Below are 18,081 nucleotides of genomic sequence, written 5' to 3' on the forward strand. Positions count from 1 at the left end.
GGGTGAAAACAATACACCAATCACTGTCACAATTGGCGACAATGGTTCAGGTGAAGTACCAAATGACAAGCTTCCTAAGAAAGATGTCCCAGGAACAGGAACAGTAACCGAACCGAACAAGAAACCATCACAACCAGTGGATGTAACAACCCCAGCTAAAGTAACTCCAACCGTAGAGTTGGAACAAGATCCTAAGACTGGTGATGTTACAGTGATACCGAAGAAACCAGATGGCTCAATCTACCCACCAGGAACAGTAGTAGAAATTCCAGGTAAAGGTGACAAGCCAATCACAGTAACAATAGGAGAAGATGGAAAAGGTAAAGTACCAAACAGTGAATTACCAGACGGTAAGGTACCAGGAACAGCTAAGATTACTGAACCAGGAAAACCAGCTGTGGAAGTTCCAGTAGAAACTCCAGCTAAGGTAACACCAGCAACACCAACAACTGAAACACCAAGTGAGATTGAAATCACACGCAAACCAAATGGTGATGCAGTTGTAACGCCTAAGAAACCAGATGGTTCAACATACCCATCAGGCAGCAAGGTAGTGATTCCAGGTGAAAACAATACACCAATCACTGTCACAATTGGCGACAATGGTTCAGGTGAAGTACCAAATGACAAGCTTCCTAAGAAAGATGTCCCAGGAAAAGGAACGGTAACCGAACCGAACAAGAAACCATCACAACCAGTAGATGTAACAACACCAGCTCGTAAGACACCAACAGTAGATGTTGAACAAGATCCTAAGACAGGTGACGTTACAGTAACACCGAAGAAACCAGATGGCTCAACATTCCCACCAGGAACTACGGTAGAAATTCCAGGTAAAGATGGTAAGCTAATCCCAGTCACAATCGGTGAAAACGGTAAAGGTAAAGTACCAAACAGTGACTTACCAGACGGTAAGGTACCAGGAACAGCTAAGATTACTGAACCAGGAAAACCAGCTGTAGAAGTTCCAGTAGAAACTCCAGCTAAGGTAACACCAGCAACACCAACAGATACAATTCCAGTTGCACCAGTGACACCTGATACACCAGTCAAACCTGACACTAATGGAGGTTCTGGTCAAGATACACCTGCACCAGCTACTCCAACTCCAAATGCAGTTACGCCGAATGCAGATAAGGTAGATACTAAGACTGCTGTTGATAATGGAGCTAAGTCAAATGATTCTCAAAATGTATTGCCAAATACAGGAACAGAATCAAATGCGACTCTTGCATCTCTAGGACTTCTTGGACTATTGAGTGGATTTGGACTTGTAGCTCGCAAGAAAAAAGAAGACTAAAAATTTAGTCAAATGAACATTCATTCTTTTGTATTGTAAAGACAAACTAGATTGGTTCTGGGAATCGTGTTAGTCATAAAATACAAAGAATGATTATATAAAGAAAGCGAACAATGCTAGGATTTTGTTAAACGGAATTCTGAGTATTGTTCGCTTTTTGTGGTATAATAAGACTATGCAGAACAAACCAACGTCAGCCTATGTGCACATCCCATTTTGTACCCAGATTTGTTATTATTGTGATTTTTCGAAAGTTTTTATCAAGAATCAGCCGGTAGATAGTTATTTGGAACATCTGTTAGAAGAGTTTCAATCTTATGATATTCAAAAGTTGAGAACCCTCTATATAGGTGGTGGAACACCAACAGCCCTGTCAGCTTCGCAACTGGAAGTGTTATTGGATGGATTGACTAAAAACTTGGACTTGTCTGTCTTAGAGGAGTTGACCATTGAAGCCAATCCAGGTGACTTGGATGCGGATAAGATTGCTGTTTTGAAGAACTCAGCTGTCAATCGTGTTTCGCTAGGTGTGCAGACCTTTGATGATAAGATGCTGAAAAAGATTGGGCGCAGTCATTTGGAGAAGGATATTTATGAAAATATCGACCGTCTGAAACTGGCTGGTTTTGACAATATCTCTATTGATTTGATTTATGCACTGCCTGGTCAGACCATGGAGCAGGTCAAGGAAAATGTGGCTAAGGCCATTTGGCTGGACATTCCCCATATGAGTTTGTATAGCTTGATTTTGGAAAATCATACGGTCTTTATGAACCGTATGCGACGAGGGAAATTGCCTCTGCCTAAGGAGGAATTGGAAGCTGAGATGTTTGAATATATCATCGCAGAGCTGGAGCGAGCAGGTTTTGAACATTATGAGATTTCCAATTTCTCAAAGCCTGGTTTTGAAAGTCGCCACAATCTCATGTACTGGGACAATGCTGAATACTATGGCATCGGTGCTGGAGCATCTGGCTATGTCAATGGTATTCGCTATAAAAATCATGGTCCCATTCGTCATTATCTTAATGCGGTTGAGGAAGGCAATGCTCGTATCACAGAAGAGCACCTGAGTCAAAAGGAGCAAATGGAAGAGGAAATGTTCTTGGGCCTCCGTAAGAAATCAGGAGTCTCCATGGCGCGATTTGAAGAAAAATTTGGACGGTCTTTTGATGGACTTTATGGAGAAATTGTCAAGGACTTGGTTCAACAAGGTCTCATACAAATAGAGAATGACCGAGTTCGCATGACAAAAAGAGGTCTCTTTTTGGGAGACACCGTAGCAGAACGATTTATTTTGGAGTAGGATGATGGGCTTAACTTATCAAATGAAAATGAAAATTCCTTTTGATATGGCTGATATGAACGGTCATATCAAGCTTCCAGATGTGATTTTGCTTTCCCTGCAAGTTTCAGGGATGCAGTCGATTGAACTGGGTGTTAGTGATAAGGCCATTTTGGAAAACTATAATCTGGTCTGGATTATCACAGATTATGATATTGAGGTGGCTCGTTTGCCTCGTTTTGCGGAAGAAATCACCATCGAAACGGAAGCTTTGAGCTACAATCGACTCTTTTGTTACCGTCGCTTTACCATTTATGATGAAGCAGGTCAGGAACTCATCCACATGATGGCGACCTTTGTTCTCATGGATCGCGACAGTCGAAAAGTCCATGCTGTCGAACCAGAGATTGTGGCTCCTTACCAGTCTGAATTTAATAAAAAGCTCATCCGTGGACCAAAGTATGAGTCCTTGGAAGAGCCGATCAGCAAGGATTACCATGTTCGTTTTTATGACTTGGATATGAATGGCCATGTCAATAACAGTAAATACTTGGACTGGATTTTTGAGGTCATGGGAGCGGACTTTTTGACCCAATATATTCCCAAGAAAATCAACCTCAAGTATGTCAAGGAAGTTCGACCAGGTGGGGTGATTACATCGGCTGTTGAACGGTCTGGACTGGAAAGCAAGCATGAAATTACAAGCGACGGGGCTACCAATGCACAGGCTATTATCACTTGGCAAGAAATAAAAAAGGATTAGGGAGAAATAGATGAAATATAAAGGCTATTTAATTGATTTAGATGGAACCATTTATAAGGGGAAAGACCGAATTCCGGCAGGAGAGGCTTTTGTCCATGAATTGCAAAAGCGGGACATTCCCTATCTCTTTGTGACCAACAATACAACCCGCACTCCAGAGAGTGTTCAGGAGATGTTGGCTCAGAATTTTAATATCGATACGCCTCTATCGACTGTCTACACAGCGACTTTGGCGACTATCGACTATATGAACGACTTGGGGCTTGAAAAGACGGTCTATGTTATCGGAGAAACCGGGCTCAAGGAAGCCATTAAGGCGGCTGGATATGTCGAAGACAAGGAAAATCCAGCCTATGTAGTAGTAGGACTGGACTGGCAAGTCGACTATGAAAAATTTGCGACAGCAACTCTTGCTATCCAAAAGGGTGCCCACTTTATCGGAACCAACCCTGACCTCAACATTCCGACAGAACGCGGTCTTTTGCCAGGTGCTGGTTCACTGATTACCCTTCTTGAAGTGGCAACACGAGTGAAGCCTGTTTATATTGGGAAACCAAATGCCATCATTATGGACAAGGCGGTTGAGCACTTAGGTTTGGAACGTGAAGAATTAATCATGGTTGGGGACAATTATTTGACTGATATTCGAGCAGGGATTGACAATAGCATTCCAACGCTCTTGGTGACGACAGGTTTTACCAAGGCAGAAGAAGTGGCAGACCTGCCAATCGCACCGACTCATGTGGTTTCTAGCCTTGCGGAGTGGAACTTTGATGAAAACTAAACTGACCTTTTGGAGCTCTATGCTCTTTCTCCTCTCTCTTTCTATCCTTCTGACCATTTATTTGGCTTGGATTTTTTATCCGCTGGAAATTCAGTGGTTAAGTTTAACGGATAGGGTCTATTTAAAACCCGAAACCATTCAATATAACTTTCATATCTTGATGGATTACCTGACCAATCCATTTAGCCAAGTCTTAGAGATGCCAGATTTTCGTTCGTCAGCAGCTGGTCTGCACCACTTTGCGGTTGTGAAAAATCTCTTTCATCTAGTTCAATTTATTGCCCTTGTGACACTACCAAGCTTCTATTTCTTTGCCAATAAGATTGTGAAAAAGGGATTTTTATCTCTATTCAGTAAGGGGCTTTTGACTCTAGTAGTCTTGCCTGTGCTGATTGGGCTTGGGGGAGTGTTGATTGGTTTTGACCAATTCTTTACTCTTTTCCATCAAATTCTCTTTGTGGGAGATGATACCTGGCTTTTTGATCCAGCCAAGGATCCAGTGATTCTGATTTTGCCAGAGACCTTCTTCCTTCATGCCTTCCTCCTCTTTTTTGCCCTCTATGAGAGCTTCTTTGGCTATCTGTATCTGAAAAGTCGTAGGAAGTGAAACGAAAGATGTTCTTATTTTACATGTATAAATTAGGTATGTAATTCGAAACTATCGTTAAGATTGAATTAACTAATTCAGAAATGTATTAATCGTTCGCAAACAGTCTATTTTTCTTGAAAAAATAGGCTTTTTTTCTAAAAATCCCTAGTCAAGCGCTTTATTTTTTTGTATAATAGAATTAGCAAAGTATAGATAAGAAGAGAAAAGCATGATTACACTATTTCTATCACCGAGCTGTACTTCATGTCGTAAGGCAAAGGCCTGGTTAGAAAAACATAAGGTGCCCTTTGAGGAGCACAATATTATGACCAGTCCTTTAACAAGAAAAGAATTGCAACACATCCTTTCCTTGACCGAAAATGGTACTGATGACATCATTTCAACTCGTTCAAAAATTTTTCAAAAATTAGATATTGATGTAGAAAGTATTTCGGTATCAGAATTGCTTCATTTGATTGAGCAGTATCCTAGTCTTTTGCGTCGTCCCATTATTATCGATGCCAAACGCATGCAAATCGGCTTTAATGAAGATGAGATTCGTGCTTTTCTCCCTCGTAGTTACCGTAAGCAAGAACTAAAAGAAGCAAGAATGAGAGCTGGTATTAGTTAATGAACAAACAGTATAGTTACCCACTAGATTTGTCGTGGAGCACTGAAGAACTTGCTTCAGTGCTTTCTTTTTTTAATGATGTTGAAGCTGCCTATGAAGGCAAGGTAGAGGCTAGAAAGCTACTGGACTCCTATAAGGGATTCAAGTTGGTTGTGCCAAGCAAGAGTGAAGAGAAACGTTTGGGACGAGAATTTGAAACAGTGAGTGGTTATTCGCTTTACCGAGCAGTTCAGGCGGCTAAGGAAAAAGGGGAAGGAAAGATTTCTCTTGGAAAGTAAGTTTGAATTTGCTAAAGAGCTAATTAAGAAAGCAGGCCAGTACATCCTTGACCATATGCAGGAAGACTTGTGTGTTGAGACCAAGACCTCTCCAACAGATTTGGTGACCAGACTGGACAAGGAAGTTCAGGAACTATTGGTTGGTGAGATTTTGTCCCGTTATCCTGAGGATAAGATTTGTGCTGAAGAAGGTTGTCTGCGAGCCTCGGTTCAAGAGGGCAAGGTTTGGGTCATTGATCCCATTGATGGGACCAATAATTTTGTAGCCCAGCAGGAAGATTTTGCTGTCATGATGGCTTATTTTGAGAATGGTCAAGGGCAATTTAGCCTAATTTATGATGTGGTCAAAGGGGATTGTTATCACGGTGGTGGTAAGTTTCCAGTTTGTCTAAATGATAAGCCCCTAGCTCCCTTTAAAGCAAAACCACTTGGAGATTTTCTCATTGCAGGGAATAGTGGTATGCTGGAAACCAATGAATGGGGCTTGGCTGATTTGGGTCGAGCGGTCCTCGGTGTTCGTGTCTATGGGAGTGCGGCCATTAGTTTTGCCAAGATTTTGTCAGGGCGTTTGTTGACCTATGTCACCTATCTGCAACCATGGGATTATGCTGCGGCTAGTATTTTAGGGGAAAGTCTGGGCTATCGGGTTGTGACCCTATCTGGTCAACCGCTTGATTTTCAAACCAGACAGCCGGTCATGATGCTACCTCTTGAGATGCAGGAGGAAATTCAGTCCTATATTTACGAAAGGAAAAGAACTTAAATGCAACTTCCAGAAGGATTTGTTGAAAAATATGAAGAGATACTAGGAGATGAGGCAAGAGATTTTCTTGCCTCTTTTGAGGAGGAAGCGGTTTCGGCTTTTCGGGTCAATCCTTTAAAAGAAGCGCCAGTTTCCTTTTCTGATGCCATTCCTCAAACTCCTTGGGGCCACTATGGGAAGGTTTCAGGGAAATCGCCTGAGCATGCTACTGGTTTGGTTTATTCGCAAGAACCCGCTGCCCAGATGGTTGCTCAGGTAGCTCAGCCCAGTCCTGGTATGAAGGTCTTGGATTTGGCTGCTGCACCGGGTGGCAAATCAACTCAGCTGGCAGCCTATCTAGCAGGGGAGGGTCTCCTTGTTTCCAATGAAATTTCAAGCAAACGGGCCAAGATTTTGGTAGAAAACATGGAGCGTTTTGGAGCGACAAATGTTGTGGTGACCAATGAATCTGCTGACCGCTTGGCCAAAGTTTTTAAGGGCTATTTTGACCTCATTGTCCTTGATGCCCCTTGCTCTGGTGAAGGGATGTTCCGTAAGCAACCAGATGCTATGGACTATTGGAGCTTAGATTATCCAAGTCAATGCGCTAACTTGCAAAAAGAAATTCTGGAAGATGCAGTAACCATGCTAGCTGAAGGTGGTCGCTTGGTTTATTCAACCTGTACCTGGGCACCTGAGGAAAACGAAGAGATTGTCAATTGGTTGCTGGAAGAGTATGATTTTGATTTGCTGCAAGTAGAGCATATCAATGGAATGGTAGCTGGTATTGACTTGCCAGAAACGGCTCGTATGTACCCTCATCATTTTAAGGGAGAGGGTCAGTTTGTCGCACATTTACAATTTAAAGGTGAAAATCCAGCCCCTAAATTTAAGACAAGTAAGAGCAATCTCAGCCGAGAACAAGTTACTTTGTGGCAGGAATTTGCCCAAAAACATTTGAAGGACAATCTAAGGGGAATCTTGCAGACTTTTGGTGACCAACTCTATCTCCTGCCAGAACTTTTGCCAGATTTAGGAAAACTCAAGATTGCTCGGAATGGACTGCATCTAGGGACCTTTAAGAAGAAACGCTTTGAGCCTAGTTTTGCTCTTGGTCTAGCCTTGAAACCAAGTCAGGTCAAGCAGTCGGTTGAAATTGACCAAGAGGAATTTGTAAAGTATGTGGCTGGAGAAACTGTTCAGCTGGCAGAAAGTCTGCCAAATGGTTGGTACCAAGTTTTGGTTCAAGGCAATGGGTTGGGCTTTGCTAAGGTGACGGGAAATGTTTTGAAAAATTATTTTCCAAAAGGCCTCAGATTCAAGTGAAAATGCTAGTCAAAGTAGCTTGTCTATGTTATAGTGGAAGTATGGATTTTTTTCAAATTGTCTTTCATTTTAAGTCAAAATTGGTAGAGAAGGCAACTGAGCAAATTTCTAGTAAAACCAAGCTAGCAACGTCAGTTGGCTCCCAATTTTCAAAAGAAAAACATAAATAAATAGTTGAAAAAATTCACAGCATTCACCATTATTTTCAAGGAGAAAAACAGTGAAAAAAAGGAAAAAACTCGCTCTATCCCTTGCAGCTCTCTTGCTGGCAGGTTCTTTGGTGGGATGTGCTAGCTGGATTGATCGTGGAGAATCCATGACAGCTGTTGGTTCAACGGCTCTTCAGCCTTTGGTCGAAGCAGCAGCAGATGAATTCGGCTCTATGCACGTTGGAAAAACAGTCAACGTCCAAGGTGGAGGATCTGGTACAGGTTTGTCTCAGGTTCAGTCTGGAGCTGTTGATGTAGGAAATTCAGACGTATTCGCTGAGGAAAAAGACGGTATCAACGCCTCCGCTCTAGTGGACCATAAGGTAGCCGTAGCGGGCTTGGCAGTGATTGTAAACAAGGAAGTTGACGTTGAAAATCTGACAACAGAACAACTCCGTAGCATCTTCACAGGTCAAGTAACCAACTGGAAAGAAGTCGGTGGGAAAGACCTAGCCATTTCCATTATCAACCGCGCGGCAAGTTCTGGTTCGCGTGCAACCTTTGATAGTGTTGTCATGGATGGTCAATCTGCCGTGCAGAGTCAAGAACAGGATTCAAATGGGATGGTCAAAAACATTGTTTCCCAGACACCAGGAGCCATTTCTTACCTAGCCTTTGCCTATGTAGATGACTCAGTTAAACGCATGAAGTTGAATGGCTATGAGCCGATTGCAGAAAATGTTACAAGCAATAACTGGCCTTTGTGGTCTTATGAACACATGTACACCCTAGGTAAGCCCAATGAATTGGTGGCAGAATTTCTCAACTTTGTCCTCTCAGATGAAGCGCAAAGTGGAATCGTTAAGGGAATGGGCTATATTTCTGTCAAGGAAATGAAGGTTGAAAAAGATGCTGTAGGAACGGTGACAGCACTAGAAGGGAGTCACTAATGAATCAAGAAGAATTAGCTAAAAAATTACTTTCTCCCTCAAAGAACTCTCGTCTAGAGAAACTAGGAAAAGGCTTGACCTTTGCCTGTCTGTCTTTGATTGTCATCATTGTGGCCATGATTTTGATTTTCGTAGCCCAAAAAGGTCTGTCGACCTTCTTTGTCAATGGGGTCAATATCTTTGATTTCCTTTTTGGCCAAACTTGGAATCCTTCAGGTAAACAATTTGGTGCCCTTCCCATGATTTTGGGTTCCTTTATTGTCACAATCCTATCAGCCCTTATCGCAACTCCTTTTGCCATTGGTGCGGCAGTCTTTATGACCGAGGTTTCACCAAAAGGTGCTAGAATCTTGCAACCAGCTATTGAATTGCTAGTTGGGATTCCTTCAGTCGTGTATGGATTTATCGGTTTGCAGGTCGTAGTTCCCTTTGTCCGAAGTGTCTTTGGTGGAACTGGTTTTGGGATTTTGTCAGGGATTTTTGTTCTCTTTGTCATGATTTTACCGACGGTAACCTTTATGACAACGGACAGTTTGCGTGCGGTGCCTCGTCACTACCGCGAAGCTAGTTTGGCTATGGGGGCCACTCGTTGGCAAACCATCTGGCGTGTGACCTTGAAGGCAGCGCGTTCAGGGATTTTTACAGCAGTGGTCTTTGGAATGGCACGTGCCTTTGGTGAGGCTCTGGCTATTCAGATGGTGGTCGGAAACTCAGCTGTTGTCCCAACTTCATTGACAACACCTGCTGCAACCTTGACCTCTGTGTTGACCATGGGTATCGGAAATACCGTTATGGGAACAGTTGATAATAACGTTCTCTGGTCTCTGGCCTTAGTCTTGCTCTTGATGAGTTTGGCCTTCAACAGTGTGATTAAATTGATTACGAAAGAAAGAGGAAAGAAAAACTATGCACGCTAAGAAATTAGATAAAATTGCAACAGCTGTCCTCTATACGATCGCAGGAATTATTGTTGCCATCTTGGCATCATTGATTCTTTATATCTTGGTTCGTGGTTTGCCCCACATCTCTTGGTCTTTCTTGACTGGCAAATCATCTTCTTACCAAGCAGGTGGAGGAATCGGAATTCAGCTCTATAATTCCTTCTTCCTTTTGGTCATTACCTTGATTATCTCTGTACCCTTGTCTATGGGAGCTGGGATTTTCCTAGCTGAATATGCCAAAAAAGGTCCTGTGACCAATTTTGTCAGAACCTGTATTGAAATCTTGTCTTCACTCCCATCAGTGGTTGTGGGTCTCTTTGGTTACTTGATCTTTGTAGTTCAGTTTGAGTATGGATTTTCAATCATTTCAGGTGCCTTGGCCTTGACGGTCTTTAACCTGCCTCAGATGACTCGTAATGTTGAGGACAGTTTGAAACACGTTCACCATACGCAGCGTGAGGCTGGTCTAGCCCTTGGGATTTCTCGTTGGGAGACAGTGGTCCATGTGGTCATTCCAGAAGCTCTTCCAGGGATTGTAACTGGGGTTGTCTTAGCTTCTGGTCGCATCTTTGGTGAGGCTGCTGCTCTTATCTATACAGCAGGACAATCCGCTCCAGCTCTGGACTGGTCTAACTGGAATATTCTCAGTGTGACCAGCCCAATCTCTATCTTCCGTCAAGCAGAAACCTTGGCTGTCCATATCTGGAAAGTTAATAGTGAAGGAACCATTCCAGATGGAACTATCGTATCAGCAGGTTCTGCAGCCGTGCTCCTCATCTTTATCCTCATCTTTAACTTTGGAGCCCGTAAACTCGGAAGCTACCTACATAAGAAATTAACTGCTGCCTAAAGGAGAAGCCATGTCAAAATATAATTGGGATGAAAAGCATATCATCACCTTTCCTGAAGAGAAAGTGGCCCTCTCTACTAAGGATTTACATGTTTACTACGGTAAAAATGAATCCATCAAGGGCATCGATATGCAATTTGAAAAAAATAAAATTACGGCCTTAATTGGCCCTTCTGGTTCAGGAAAATCAACCTATCTTCGCAGTCTCAACCGTATGAATGATACCATTGATATTGCCAAGGTAACAGGTCAAATCCTCTATCAAGGGATTGATGTCAACCGTCCAGAAATCAACGTTTATGAAATGCGTAAGCACATTGGAATGGTCTTCCAACGCCCAAATCCCTTTGCCAAGTCTATCTATCGCAATATCACTTTTGCCCATGAACGTGCAGGGGTTAAGGACAAGCAAGTCTTGGATGAAATTGTGGAAACTTCTCTCCGTCAGGCTGCCCTTTGGGACCAGGTCAAAGACGATTTGCACAAGTCAGCCTTGACCCTATCAGGTGGTCAGCAGCAACGTCTCTGTATCGCTCGTGCTATCTCTGTTAAACCAGATATTCTCTTGATGGATGAGCCGGCATCAGCCTTGGATCCGATTGCGACTGCTCAACTTGAAGAAACCATGTTGGAGTTGAAGAAGGATTTTACCATCATCATCGTGACCCACAGTATGCAGCAGGCTGCGCGTGCTAGTGATTACACAGGGTTTTTCTACTTGGGTGACTTGATTGAGTATGATAAGACCTCTAATATTTTCCAAAATGCCAAACTACAGTCAACCAATGACTACGTAACAGGACACTTTGGATAGAAAGGAAACAGTATGACAGAAGCGATTTTACAGGTGTCAGACCTGTCCGTTTACTACAATCAAAAAAAGGCCTTGAATAGTGTTTCTCTATCTTTCCAACCTAAGGAAATTACAGCCTTGATTGGTCCATCTGGATCAGGGAAGTCAACTCTCCTCAAGGCTATCAACCGCATGGGGGATCTCAATCCAGAGGTGACCACAACTGGTTCGGTGGTTTACAACGGTCACAATATTTACAGCCCACGTACAGATACAGTTGAATTGCGTAAGGAAATCGGAATGGTTTTCCAACAACCAAACCCCTTCCCTATGTCTATCTACGAAAATGTTGTTTACGGACTTCGTATCAATGGAGTGAAGGATAAGCAGGTTCTGGATGAAGCGGTAGAAAAAGCCTTGCAGCGTGCTTCTATCTGGGATGAGGTCAAGGATCGCCTGCATGATTCAGCTATCGGGCTTTCAGGTGGACAACAGCAACGTGTCTGCGTTGCCCGTGTCTTGGCAACCAGTCCTAAAATCATTCTCTTGGATGAACCGACTTCAGCCTTGGACCCTATCTCGGCCGGTAAGATTGAGGAAACCTTGTATGGTCTAAAAGATAAATACACCATGCTCTTGGTTACGCGTTCCATGCAACAAGCCTCTCGTATATCTGACAAGACAGGATTTTTCCTAGATGGAGATTTGATTGAGTTTAACGATACCAAGAAGATGTTCCTCAACCCACAACACAAGGAAACAGAAGATTATATTTCAGGAAAATTTGGATAAGGAGATAAATGATGTTACGTTCTCAATTTGAGGAAGATTTAGAGAAATTGCACAACCAGTTCTATGCTATGGGACAAGAAGTGCTATCCCAAATCAATCGTACAGTGCGTGCCTTTGTTACGCATGACCGTGATTTGGCCAAGGAAGTCATCGAAGACGATGTAGAAGTAAACGAATACGAAGTGAAATTGGAGAAGAAATCATTTGAAATGATTGCCCTTCAACAACCGGTTTCTCAAGACCTACGCACCGTTTTAACAGTTCTCAAGGCTGTATCTGACTTGGAACGTATGGGGGACCATGCTGTTTCTATTGCTAAAGCGGCAATTCGTATGAAGGGGGAGCAACGCATCCCAGCGGTTGAAGAAGAAATCAAGAGAATGGGGCGCGATGTCAAGAATTTCGTTGAAGCAGCCCTGGAACTCTATCTGAATGGTTCAGTGGATCAGGCCTATGAAGTAGCAGCTATGGACGAAAAAATCAACCATTACTTTGATAGCATTCGTGACTTGGCTACAGAAGAAATCAAGAAAAATCCTGATGCCATTGTTACAGGTCGTGATTATTTCCAAGTGATTGCCTTCTTGGAACGTATTGGAGACTATGCCAAGAATATCTGTGAATGGGTTGTTTACTTTGAAACAGGTAAGATTGTCGAACTATAAAGCAGGTTCATCCTGTATAAAAAGGAGCTTGAAATCAACAGATAGCTCCTTTTCTTGAATGAAAAAAATATTTTTAAGATAAAAATTCAAAAAACACTTGACAAGCAACTTGAATAGCGTTATAATTATACAAAATTAATAGAGAGGTTGTTTATTTATGAAATCAAAAAAATGGATATTTGTTTTATGTAGTTTTCTTGCAAGTTTCTTTTTAGTAGCTTGCCAGTCGGGTTCTAATGGTTCTCAGTCAGCTGTTGAAGCCATTAAGCAAAAGGGGAAATTAGTTGTGGCGACCAGTCCTGACTATGCACCTTTTGAATTTCAATCTTTAGTTGACGGAAAAAACCAGGTAGTCGGTGCGGATATTGATATGGCTCAAGCTATCGCTGATGAACTTGGGGTGAAGTTAGAAATTTCAAGCATGAGTTTTGACAACGTCTTGACCAGTCTTCAAACTGGTAAGGCTGATCTAGCAGTTGCGGGAATTAGCGCTACTGACGAGAGAAAAGAAGTCTTTGACTTTTCAATCCCTTACTATGAAAACAAGATTAGTTTCTTGGTTCGTAAGGCTGATGTAGAAAAATACAAGGATTTAACTAGCCTTGAAAGTGCTAATATTGCAGCCCAAAAAGGGACTGTTCCAGAAGCTATGGTCAAGGAACAATTGCCAAAAGCTCAATTGACTTCCCTAGCTAATATGGGTGAAGCAGTTAATGAATTGCAGGCTGGAAAAGTTGATGCTGTTCACATGGATGAGCCAGTTGCCCTTAGCTATGCTGCTAAAAATGCAGACCTAGCTGTCGCAACTGTCAGCTTGAAGATGAAGGATGGCGAAGCTAATGCAGTTGCCCTTAGAAAAAATAGTGCTGATTTGAAAGAAGTGGTGGACAAGGTCATCCAAAAACTCAAGGATGACGGTACCTACCAAAAATATCTTGAAAAAGCGGCAACCTTAACAGAAGTTGAACAATAAGAAAAAAGCAGAGTTGGAAGTCATTCCAATTCTGCTTTTAAATAGTTTAAAACCTTTTCCAGATTCTCTAAGGACACCTTGGCAAATTGATAAGGGCAGGCATCCAAGTAAGCCTCCTCAAAGAAGTCCAATTTCAGCTGACTGTGTTTGAGACTAGCAATTTTAGGATACTGTCTCAGGTCTAGTAATAAACCATCGTGTAGGGGAAAGTGAGGGAGGGGACAAGGAGTTGTGGTTAAACTTTTCTCGATTTGCTTCTGGTAAGTTTCTTGATTGTTCAAGCGAGCTAGCCGATTTTTTTCAAATAATTGACTGTCGATATAGAGTGATAAGGCCTTTTGCATGATGAGGTTGCTATCGTAATCTAGGATATTTTTGTAGGCCACAAAGGATTCCTTGATAGCATTTGGAAGGATGAGTGCTGTTATCCGCAGGGCTGGAAAGAGGCTGGTTGAGAAGGACTTGATATAAATGACGCGCTCCTCTGTATCTAGATAGTGGAAGGTCTGGCCCTTTTTAGAGTCCAAATCCCCCAGATAGTCGTCCTCTACGATATAGATTCCATACTTGGCAGCTAAGTCAAGAATAGCCCGTTTGTCCTGCTCTGAATAGGAATGTCCCAGAGGATAGTGAAAACGAGGAATGGTATAGAAAAACTTAATTTTTCCTGTTTTGAAATGGCCTTCCAATTCCTCCATGTCAATCCCAGCTATGCCTCGTTCGATCGTTTGATAATCCAGACCTTGAGCAATCAAGAGGCGATTCATCCGATGGTAGGTCGGCTGTTCCACCAAGATTTCCTTAGCTTGACTAGGAAAGGAAATTTGAGAGAGGATAAACAAGGCTTGTTGGGTTCCAGAAGTCAATACCAGTTGGTCTGCCTTGCAGTAGAGGGCTTGGTCAAAGAGGAGTTTATGAATGGACTGTCTTAGGTCTTCTAATCCTTCTTGGTTATCATAGTAGTTGAAGAGGTAGTTTTCCCGGCCAATCAAGGTTTCATTGACACAGAGTCGGAAATCGTCATAGGCACTGGCATGTTCGTCAGTGACTTCGATTTCTAGATCCTGGTGTTGCCCTTGTTCTAGGACATAGTAACCACTATGGGGCTTGGCATAGAGGTATTGTTCGTGCCGTAATTCCAACAGGGCTCGTTGGACAGTATCCTTGCTACAGTGGAAGTCAAGGCTCAGTTGACGGATAGAAGGCAGGCGACTACCCGTCGGAAAGCGTCCAGACTCGATGCCATTTTTCAGATAGGAAACGACCTCTTGGTACTTGCTTTGTTTCTTCATTCCAGACCTCACTTGATTTTGTTACATTGTACCCTTTTTTTTCCTTCTTGGCAATGTCTAGAGTGTTTCTCTCGTTCACATCTAGGGGTAAATGTGGTATACTTAGGAGTAACATTTATAGAATAATACTCTTCGAAAATCTCTTCAAACCACGTCAGCTTCGCCTTGCTGTAGATATGGTTACTGACTTCGTCAGTTTTATCCACAACCTCAAAACAGTGTTTTGAGCTGACTTCGTCAGTCTTATCTACAACCTCAAAGCAGTGTTTTGAGCTGACTTCGTCAGTCTTATCTACAACCTCAAAGCAGTGCTTTGAGCAACCTGTAGCTCGCTTCCTAGTTTGACCTTTGATTTTCATTGAGTATAACAGACAAGAAAGTGAATGGATAAGAACGTGCAGGAACCAGTGAAATTATTTCAATACAATACCCTTGGAGCCTTGATGGCTGGCCTTTATGGTGGTACCATGACAGTGGGAGAATTGCTAGAGCATGGTGACCTTGGTTTGGGAACCTTGGATTCTATTGATGGGGAATTGATTGTATTGGATGGCAAGGCCTATCAGGCCAAAGGCTCAGGAGAGCAACCGGAAATTGTAGAAGTGTCACCAGATGCCCTTATTCCTTACGCAGCAGTGGTACCTCATCAGGCAGAGGTCATTTTCCGCCAGCGCTTTGAGATGACGGACAAGGAATTGGAAGAGCGAATTGAGTCTTATTATGATGGGGAAAATCTTTTCCGCTCTATCAAGATTCGGGGGGAATTTTCGCATATGCATGTACGCATGATTCCCAAGTCGACACCAGATACCAAGTTTGCTGAGGTCGCAACCCATCAACCGGAATATAGTCGTGACAATGTGGCGGGAACCATCGTTGGTTTCTGGACGCCTGAGATTTTCCATGGGGTTAGTGTGGCAGGCTACCATCTGCACTTCATTTCAGATGATTTGACCTTCGGTGGACATGTCATGGACTTTGTCATCAAGGAAGGGATTATCGAGGTGGGAGCAGTTGACCAGTTGGACCAACGTTTCCCAGTCCAAGATCGTCAATACTTGTTTGCTAAGTTCAATGTTGACGAGATGAAAAAAGATATTGAAAAGGCGGAATAGGAGAAGAAAATGACCATTCATATTATCATTACCATGTTGCTGTTGCTGGCTTTCTTGATAGGAAGCATTTGGTATGCCAAAAAGAAACACCAGATTAATCTAGCTGTCTTGGGCTTGGGGGCTGTTGCCTTCTTTGTCTCTTCACAGATTTTAGAAAAACTGGTGCATATCTTGGTTTTGCATCCTCAAAAAGACGGTAGTATTGCCCTCTTGCAAGACCATCCGCTTGTCTATATCATCTATGGCCTAGCCATGGCAGCATTTTTTGAGGAAACAGCTCGTCTTGTTTTCTTCAAATGGTTGGAGAAAAAGAGAAGTTTGGAAAAGGCAGACGCTTTAGCCTATGGACTGGGGCATGGTGGCTTGGAGTTGATTTTCCTAGGTCTTACTAGCCTCGTCAATCTCTACATAGTTCTTTCGGCAGTTCAAACTCAGAATCCACAGGTCATGCAATTGCTGTCTGAAAATATGTTGAAAACTATTCAGTCGCTATCAGTCTGGCAGATTTATTTGCTTGGTTTTGAGAGAATCTTGGCCCTAGGTTTCCAATTACTCTTGACTGTTTGGGTTTACCAAGCTGTTCGCCAGAAGAAATGGATTTATCTCCTAGCAGCCTATGGCCTACATGCCTTCTTTGACCTAGCACCATCTCTAGTCCAAGTTGGTTGGCTGACAAGTCCTGTCTTGGTGGAAGTTGTCCTAGCACTTGAACTTGTTCTGGTTGCCTATGGAACAAAGGCAATCTTTTGTAAAAAATCATAAGAAAAGGGGGAAACCTCTTTTTCTTATGCAAAATCCAAACAAGGTCTTTTTATGGTCGTCAAATGTCTCTAAAAATGGTATAATGGAATGAATTTTGTAAAAGGAAGAGTGACATGTCTGTAAGAGAAAAAATGCTTGAAATCTTAGAAGGAATTGATATCCGTTTTAAGGAACCCTTGCATAGCTATAGTTATACAAAAGTAGGTGGAGAGGCCGATTATTTGGTCTTTCCACGAAATCGTTTTGAGTTGGCGCGCATTGTTAAATTTGCCAATCAAGAAAATATCCCTTGGATGGTTCTTGGGAATGCCAGCAACATCATTGTTCGTGACGGTGGGATTCGTGGATTTGTCATCTTGTGTGACAAGCTTAATAACGTTTCCGTTGATGGCTATACCATTGAAGCTGAAGCTGGTGCCAACTTGATTGAAACAACTCGCATTGCCCTCCGTCATAGTTTGACTGGCTTTGAGTTTGCTTGTGGCATTCCTGGAAGTGTCGGTGGTGCTGTCTTTATGAATGCGGGTGCCTATGGTGGCGAGATTGCTCACATCTTGCAGTCTTGTAAGGTCTTGACCAAGGATGGAGAAATCGAAACCCTGTCTGTCAAGGACTTGGCTTTTGGTTACCGCCATTCAGCCATTCAGGAGTCTGGTGCAGTTGTCTTGTCAGCTAAATTTGCCCTAGCCCCAGGAACCCATCAGGTTATCAAGCAAGAAATGGATCGCTTGACGCATCTACGTGAACTCAAGCAACCTTTAGAATATCCATCTTGTGGTTCGGTCTTTAAGCGTCCAGTAGGACATTTTGCAGGTCAGTTAATTTCAGAAGCTGGCTTGAAAGGCTATCGTATTGGTGGAGTAGAAGTCTCAGAAAAACACGCAGGATTTATGATTAATGTTGCTGACGGAACGGCTAAAGACTACGAAGACTTGATTGAGTCTGTGATTGAAAAAGTCAAGGAACACTCTGGCGTTACTCTTGAGAGAGAAGTTCGTATCTTGGGTGAAAGCAAGTAGGAAGCTGTAGTTGGAAAGCTGCTGCTATGTCATGGCAAGGGGGTGAAAGCCTATCGTTAGTGCAGATGTATGCAGGTGGTTT

General features: G+C 42.7%; 21 protein-coding genes. 19 read left to right on the plus strand and 2 right to left on the minus strand.

The genetic code is table 11. The annotated features are described in order from the left end of the window. The 16 genes from B7695_RS09410 to B7695_RS09485 all read left to right on the plus strand — a co-directional run. Positions 1-1,300: LPXTG cell wall anchor domain-containing protein (locus tag B7695_RS09410; RefSeq protein WP_142358889.1), on the plus strand; the 1,300-nt coding region annotated here is incomplete at its 5' end. A gap of 175 nt (positions 1,301-1,475) precedes the next feature. Continuing rightward, the gene (gene hemW / locus B7695_RS09415; protein ID WP_084891333.1) at positions 1,476-2,606 is read left to right on the plus strand and encodes a radical SAM family heme chaperone HemW; all 1,131 of its coding nucleotides are present in this window, start codon (positions 1,476-1,478) and stop codon (positions 2,604-2,606) included. A gap of 4 nt (positions 2,607-2,610) precedes the next feature. Beyond that, positions 2,611-3,348, plus strand: a complete 738-nt coding sequence (locus B7695_RS09420) for an acyl-[acyl-carrier-protein] thioesterase (RefSeq protein ID WP_084891335.1) — start codon at positions 2,611-2,613, stop codon at positions 3,346-3,348. Between the two features lie 10 nt (positions 3,349-3,358). Beyond that, positions 3,359-4,132: a TIGR01457 family HAD-type hydrolase gene (locus B7695_RS09425; protein ID WP_084891337.1), complete on the plus strand. Its 774-nt coding sequence runs from the start codon at positions 3,359-3,361 to the stop codon at positions 4,130-4,132. Further along, positions 4,122-4,739, plus strand: coding sequence for a TIGR01906 family membrane protein (locus B7695_RS09430; RefSeq protein WP_084891339.1), 618 nt, complete (start codon positions 4,122-4,124; stop codon positions 4,737-4,739). The genes B7695_RS09425 and B7695_RS09430 overlap by 11 nt, the downstream gene beginning before the upstream one ends. Before the next feature lie 211 nt (positions 4,740-4,950). Further along, positions 4,951-5,352, plus strand: a complete 402-nt coding sequence (locus tag B7695_RS09435) for a Spx/MgsR family RNA polymerase-binding regulatory protein (protein ID WP_000631254.1) — start codon at positions 4,951-4,953, stop codon at positions 5,350-5,352. After that, positions 5,352-5,630, plus strand: coding sequence for a UPF0223 family protein (locus tag B7695_RS09440; protein WP_084891341.1), 279 nt, complete (start codon positions 5,352-5,354; stop codon positions 5,628-5,630). Before B7695_RS09435 ends, B7695_RS09440 begins: the two co-directional genes overlap by 1 nt. After that, positions 5,620-6,393 carry an inositol monophosphatase family protein gene (locus B7695_RS09445; protein WP_084891343.1) on the plus strand — a complete coding sequence of 258 codons (774 nt, stop codon included), beginning with the start codon at positions 5,620-5,622 and terminating at the stop codon, positions 6,391-6,393. The genes B7695_RS09440 and B7695_RS09445 overlap by 11 nt, the downstream gene beginning before the upstream one ends. Continuing rightward, positions 6,394-7,698 (plus strand): RsmF rRNA methyltransferase first C-terminal domain-containing protein, encoded by a 1,305-nt coding sequence (locus tag B7695_RS09450; RefSeq protein WP_084891345.1) that lies wholly within the window; start codon positions 6,394-6,396, stop codon positions 7,696-7,698. 220 nt (positions 7,699-7,918) lie between these two features. After that, positions 7,919-8,797, plus strand: coding sequence for a phosphate ABC transporter substrate-binding protein PstS family protein (locus tag B7695_RS09455; protein WP_084891347.1), 879 nt, complete (start codon positions 7,919-7,921; stop codon positions 8,795-8,797). Then, complete coding sequence (pstC, locus tag B7695_RS09460) at positions 8,797-9,714, plus strand: phosphate ABC transporter permease subunit PstC (RefSeq protein WP_001070903.1); 918 nt, start codon at positions 8,797-8,799, stop codon at positions 9,712-9,714. The genes B7695_RS09455 and pstC overlap by 1 nt, the downstream gene beginning before the upstream one ends. Then, the gene (pstA, locus tag B7695_RS09465) at positions 9,704-10,588 is read left to right on the plus strand and encodes a phosphate ABC transporter permease PstA (protein ID WP_084891349.1); all 885 of its coding nucleotides are present in this window, start codon (positions 9,704-9,706) and stop codon (positions 10,586-10,588) included. Before pstC ends, pstA begins: the two co-directional genes overlap by 11 nt. A gap of 10 nt (positions 10,589-10,598) precedes the next feature. Beyond that, complete coding sequence (gene pstB, locus B7695_RS09470; RefSeq protein WP_000049848.1) at positions 10,599-11,402, plus strand: phosphate ABC transporter ATP-binding protein PstB; 804 nt, start codon at positions 10,599-10,601, stop codon at positions 11,400-11,402. A gap of 12 nt (positions 11,403-11,414) precedes the next feature. Next, positions 11,415-12,173, plus strand: coding sequence for a phosphate ABC transporter ATP-binding protein PstB (pstB, locus tag B7695_RS09475; RefSeq protein WP_000133484.1), 759 nt, complete (start codon positions 11,415-11,417; stop codon positions 12,171-12,173). Positions 12,174-12,184: 11 nt separating this feature from the next. Beyond that, a complete protein-coding gene (gene phoU, locus B7695_RS09480; protein ID WP_084891351.1) occupies positions 12,185-12,838 on the plus strand; it encodes a phosphate signaling complex protein PhoU in 654 nt (217 codons plus the stop codon). A gap of 157 nt (positions 12,839-12,995) precedes the next feature. Further along, a complete protein-coding gene (locus B7695_RS09485; protein ID WP_084891353.1) occupies positions 12,996-13,811 on the plus strand; it encodes an ABC transporter substrate-binding protein in 816 nt (271 codons plus the stop codon). 20 nt (positions 13,812-13,831) lie between these two features. On the opposite strand, the gene B7695_RS09490 is transcribed toward B7695_RS09485, so the two are convergent. Together B7695_RS09490 and B7695_RS11550 are read right to left on the minus strand one after the other, a co-directional pair. Then, positions 13,832-15,103: an aminotransferase-like domain-containing protein gene (locus tag B7695_RS09490; RefSeq protein WP_084891355.1), complete on the minus strand. Its 1,272-nt coding sequence runs from the start codon at positions 15,101-15,103 to the stop codon at positions 13,832-13,834. An 8-nt stretch (positions 15,104-15,111) separates the two neighbouring features. Then, a complete protein-coding gene (locus B7695_RS11550; RefSeq protein ID WP_084891357.1) occupies positions 15,112-15,462 on the minus strand; it encodes a hypothetical protein in 351 nt (116 codons plus the stop codon). Between the two features lie 24 nt (positions 15,463-15,486). On the opposite strand from B7695_RS11550, the gene budA reads away from it, so the two are divergent. From budA to murB, 3 genes are all read left to right on the plus strand, one after another. Continuing rightward, positions 15,487-16,218: an acetolactate decarboxylase gene (budA, locus tag B7695_RS09500; RefSeq protein ID WP_000360314.1), complete on the plus strand. Its 732-nt coding sequence runs from the start codon at positions 15,487-15,489 to the stop codon at positions 16,216-16,218. A 9-nt stretch (positions 16,219-16,227) separates the two neighbouring features. Then, positions 16,228-16,980: a YhfC family intramembrane metalloprotease gene (locus B7695_RS09505; RefSeq protein WP_084891359.1), complete on the plus strand. Its 753-nt coding sequence runs from the start codon at positions 16,228-16,230 to the stop codon at positions 16,978-16,980. 113 nt (positions 16,981-17,093) lie between these two features. Then, complete coding sequence (murB, locus tag B7695_RS09510) at positions 17,094-17,999, plus strand: UDP-N-acetylmuramate dehydrogenase (protein WP_084891361.1); 906 nt, start codon at positions 17,094-17,096, stop codon at positions 17,997-17,999. The last annotated feature ends 82 nt before the right edge of the window (positions 18,000-18,081 follow it).

Origin of the sequence: Streptococcus mitis (assembly GCF_002096845.1) — a bacterium.
Taxonomy (GTDB): Bacteria; Bacillota; Bacilli; order Lactobacillales; family Streptococcaceae; genus Streptococcus; species Streptococcus mitis_A.